This is a genomic window from Flavicella sp. (assembly GCF_029238425.1).
Lineage (GTDB): Bacteria > Bacteroidota > Bacteroidia > Flavobacteriales > Flavobacteriaceae > Flavicella.
The window spans coordinates 1-4,361 of sequence record NZ_JAQWGB010000142.1; the positions used below are offsets into that span (position 1 = coordinate 1).

Genomic DNA, 4,361 nt, shown 5'->3' on the forward strand with positions numbered 1-4,361 from the left:
TCATATGAATGGTATTTCTATTTTGAACGGAAAACAACATGTAGACAATCATACTTTGGTAGAGCATAAGGCTCCAAATTGTGAATCTCATGAAATGTATAAAGGAATTTACGATGAGAGCTCTACAGGAGTTTTTAACGGTAAGGTGATTGTAGAGCAAGCAGCTCAAAAAATCAATGCTTATCAACAAAATAATAATGTAATTGTTGGAGATAAAGCATCTATAAATTCTAAACCTCAATTAGAGATTTTTGCAGATGATGTAAAGTGTTCTCATGGTTGTACCATTGGACAATTGGATGAAAGCGCATTGTTTTACATGCAGCAACGTGGTATTCCTAAAAAAGAAGCGAAAGCTTTATTGATGTATGCCTTCTCAAATGATGCATTAAAAGATGTAAAGATTCCAGAATTGAAAACTAGAATCAATGCAATTATTGCAGAAAAATTAGATGTAAAAATCGGATTCGATTTGTAATCAATTGATTTAATATAAAAAAAGCCGACTTAAAAAAGTCGGCTTTTTTTATATATAAATTTCTCCGATCATATATAAAATACATTTTCCTGCAATGTGAACTCGATCTCCTTCGAGCTTGCAGGTTAGGTCTCCACCTCTTTTGGAAACCTGTTTCGCTTGCAGGATGTCTTTGTCAAGTTTTTCTTTCCAGAATGGTGTTAACGCACAGTGAGCTGATCCTGTTACAGGGTCTTCGTCAATGCCAGATGCTGGTGCGAAAAATCTTGATACAAAATCTACCGTATCACCAGGTGCTGTCACAATGACTCCTCTGGTGTTAATTTTTGCTAAGCCTGAAAAGTCTGGAGTTAAATTCTCAATTTCTGTTTGAGAGTTATAGACTAGCAGATAGTCGAAACTCGTTTTGAAAGTTTCTTGAGGAGTGTTACCCAGTGCTTTGTTTAGTGTATTGTTTGTTTTAGCTTTGAAAATGTCATTTTTAGGAAAGTTCAATACCAACTCTCCTTTTGATATTTTTTGCACGCTGAGGTTGCCACTTCTATGAGAATTGAAGGCAATTAGATTCCCTTGAATGTCGAAATAATGAAACAATACAAAAGCGGTAGCCAAAGTTGCATGTCCGCATAAATCAATTTCGACCGTTGGAGTAAACCAACGGATTTCGTAGAGATCATTAATTTTTACCGCGAATGCAGTTTCAGACAAGTTGTTTTCAGCAGCTATGGATAGCATTAAAGAATCGTCAATCCAATTGTTTAAAATACAAACAGCAGCAGGGTTTCCACCAAATTTGTTTTCAGTAAAAGCATCTATTTGGTAAAGTGTGGTTTTCATAGTCTTACATTTTATTTCAAATGTAATGAAGTAGATTGGTTTTTCAATAAATCATAGAGTAATTGCTATTCACTAAGTGAACCTTTGTGTTATGAGTAGCAAGAAAAATTTTGTTTTTTATTCAATAGAGCCCAGAACGTCTCTTACCAAAGAATTCATGATGTCATAAGATCCGGTTCTTTTGGTATGCGTAAGTCCAGTCCTAACAATAACCACATCTTTAGAAGGAATGATAAAAATACGCTGTCCATGATATCCATCAGCATAGTACATGTCTTTGGGTGCATCCGGCATATAACCATCTGTATTCGTCCAAAATTGAGCGCCATATTCATTTTTAGATTCTTTTGTAGGCAAAGCTGTATAATCCGCCCAAGATTCTTTAAATATTTGTGTGCCATTCCAGTTTCCTTTGTGCAGGTATAGCAAGCCTAATTTGGCCCAATCTCTTGCTGTTGCCCATGCATAAGAGGAACCAACATAATTTCCTTCCATATCTGTTTCAAAAAGCATGGAATTCATGCCTATTTTATCAATCAATTGAGTGTATGGGAAATCAAGATATTCTTGTTGTGTTTTAAACTGACTTCTAAGAACTCCTGAGATTAGATTTGTAGTTCCTGAGGAGTAGTTAAAGTGCGTTCCTGGTTCGTATTCTAGTTCTTTTAAGGCTTGCGTTTTGGTCATGTCTCTTTCTAAAAAGAGCATTTTTGTCACGTCAGAAATTTTTGTGTAATCTTCTTCCCATGCTAATCCACTTGTCATTTTTAATAAATGAGCCGTGGTTATTTTCTTTCGCTCATCCTTTTCCCATGCCTTTAAATCCATAAATTCTACAAGGGATTGCTGTATGTCGAAGTCTTGTTTTAATTCAAGAGTTCCCATAACCGTAGCAAGTAAACTTTTGGCCATAGACCAACCTAAAAACTCCGTGTTTTTGTCAAATGGAGCTGCGTATCGTTCGGCAATAATTTGATCTTTGTATAGTACAAGAACAGATCTAGTGTTTTTTAAGAACTCTTCACTGTCTTCGTTAAAGGCACTGTCAATGGCGATCTCTAATTTTTTATAATTGATGTTAGAAAATATCGAATCAACAGGTTCTCCGGTTCCATATGGATAGGGAAGTTTGCTTTGGTTCGTAGTTCTTTTTGGGATTAAAAATTTTTGCTTGATGTCAAAATCGCTATCAATCACAACAGCACCTAACCCTTCTCTAAAAAGGGTTTTTCTAGAGAGAATTCCTAAAACGCTAGAGGTCGTAATTTTTGAATCGTGGTCGACTGTTGTTTTTGCAATCTTGATGGATGGTACGTTGTTGTCCGTAGTATGAATATGTTCCAGACTTCTCTCTGCATGAAATATATTTGAGCTCATGTTTTTAGAAGCGTAACCCGCGATAATATTCAATTTAGGGTACTGGGTGTATACTACAATTGCTATAACAATTATAAGAAGAAGACTTACGATTTTAAAAATTTTCATAGTTAGGGTTTTGTGAACTCTAATTTAGATAAATTATTTTGATTGATAGGTTTGTTATACACCTGTACTACCAAATCCACCGGCACCACGTTCTGTTTCATCTAGTTCGTTTACAGAAACCCATTCAGCTCTCTCGTGTTTGGCAATTACTAATTGTGCAATGCGCTCTCCGTCTTGAATTGTAAAATCTTCATTGGATAAATTTACTAAAATCACACCTATTTCCCCTCTGTAATCTGCGTCTACCGTACCTGGACTGTTTAGAACCGTGATTCCTTTTTTAGCAGCCAATCCACTTCTTGGTCTTACTTGAGCTTCTGTACCTACCGGTAGCGCAATAAAAAGACCTGTTTTTATGATGGCTCTTTCCAAAGGTTTTAAAACGATTGCTTCGTCGATGTTTGCTTTTAAATCCATACCAGCAGATGCCAGTGTTTCGTAATGTGGTAAAGCGTGTTTAGATTTATTTATGATTTGAATTTCCATATGATTTAGGTTGTGTTTTTTATAGTTCTGAGTTAAAATATACCTTGTAAAAATGCATTTGTTTTTCTTCGTCGAAACCTTTTTCAAGAAATTCTTTAGAAGAACTTGGATTTTCAAGATCTAATTTTATTTGGATATGTGTATCCAGTTTTATGTCACTTTTTATTTTTTTCTTCTGAGATTCGAATACAGAATTGGATACCTCAAATTCATCCCAAAAGTCAATTTGTTTCTTTTCTTCAAATAATTCTTTGTACTCAATAAAAGCGTTTCTAATGCTGTCGTTGTGTTCAAATACTTGTTCCTCAAATTCTTTAGGGTTGGCAATATCTTTTTCAGCAAAATAGCCCAAAGTAGTGCTTAAAAAATCTGCTTGTTCTTGCTTTCCATGCTGTTCTTGCACCACGGTAGTTGAAAAAGATTTACACATGTCAAGAAAATGCTTTGTTTGTGCATTATCGTCATCCGCAAAATCAATTCCTAAAAAATGTTGCTTCCAATAAGCAGCGTCATAGTTGTTGTTATCAATAGTCAATACAGTGAAACCATTTTCCTTTTCAGTATTTAAAATCAAACATCCTTTGTCTAATTTTCCAGGGTTGATTCCTTTGTCAATTCCTAAAGTTATTTCTTTTCCTTCTTTATAAGTTTGAAAAAAAGGAGTTCTTTTTTCTATTTTTAAAACGCCGATTGCATCAACCAACTCACCTTTTATAAAAATATCAGAAAAGTAAGAAACGATTAAGTCTCCGGTTTTTATTTGAGGATAAGAAGATTGTTCAAATAGATGCTTTGCGATGTGCTTGCTGTTATCTATGAATGTGTTAGGGTCAGAAAAAGTTTCAGAACAATACGTAAACATTTCGTTCATTGAAAGATGTGTAGCATGTTTAAAATTGAAGAATTCATTGATTCTGCCAAAGGGCTTTAAGCTCATTGAAAAAAGCAGTTTGTATAGTTCTTCGTCCTCGGTATTCAAAAGATTTTCTGAGTATACATTGTCAATTTCCGTATTCTTATTTCCTATTTTATGAAGTATGGTTTGACTTATAAAAGTTTCTTCGGTTTGAATCAT

At 34.6% G+C, this 4,361-nt stretch carries 5 protein-coding genes; 1 reads left to right on the plus strand and 4 read right to left on the minus strand.

Translation table 11 applies throughout. The features are described 5' to 3' along the window. Positions 1-478, plus strand: a 478-nt coding sequence (locus tag P8H68_RS10350) for a SufD family Fe-S cluster assembly protein (protein WP_300324539.1), incomplete at its 5' end; no start/stop codon positions are given. A 48-nt stretch (positions 479-526) separates the two neighbouring features. Here P8H68_RS10350 and P8H68_RS10355 read toward each other — a convergent pair. The 4 genes from P8H68_RS10355 to P8H68_RS10370 all read right to left on the minus strand — a co-directional run. After that, positions 527-1,315 (minus strand): PhzF family phenazine biosynthesis protein, encoded by a 789-nt coding sequence (locus P8H68_RS10355; RefSeq protein WP_300324542.1) that lies wholly within the window; start codon positions 1,313-1,315, stop codon positions 527-529. A 117-nt stretch (positions 1,316-1,432) separates the two neighbouring features. Then, a complete protein-coding gene (locus tag P8H68_RS10360; protein WP_300324545.1) occupies positions 1,433-2,800 on the minus strand; it encodes a serine hydrolase in 1,368 nt (455 codons plus the stop codon). Positions 2,801-2,854: 54 nt separating this feature from the next. Continuing rightward, entirely contained in the window at positions 2,855-3,286 is a 432-nt protein-coding gene (gene dut / locus P8H68_RS10365) for a dUTP diphosphatase (protein ID WP_300324548.1), read from the minus strand. A 19-nt stretch (positions 3,287-3,305) separates the two neighbouring features. Continuing rightward, the coding region (locus P8H68_RS10370; protein WP_300324551.1) for a nucleoid-associated protein at positions 3,306-4,361 on the minus strand (1,056 nt) is incomplete at its 5' end.

Bases quoted from the DNA above. Each gene is read 5' to 3' on its own strand.
- dut (WP_300324548.1), bottom strand. From the start codon at position 3,286: ATGGAAATTCAAATCATAAATAAATCTAAACACGCTTTACCACATTAC.
- P8H68_RS10360 (WP_300324545.1), bottom strand. From the start codon at position 2,800: ATGAAAATTTTTAAAATCGTAAGTCTTCTTCTTATAATTGTTATAGCA.
- P8H68_RS10355 (WP_300324542.1), bottom strand. From the start codon at position 1,315: ATGAAAACCACACTTTACCAAATAGATGCTTTTACTGAAAACAAATTT.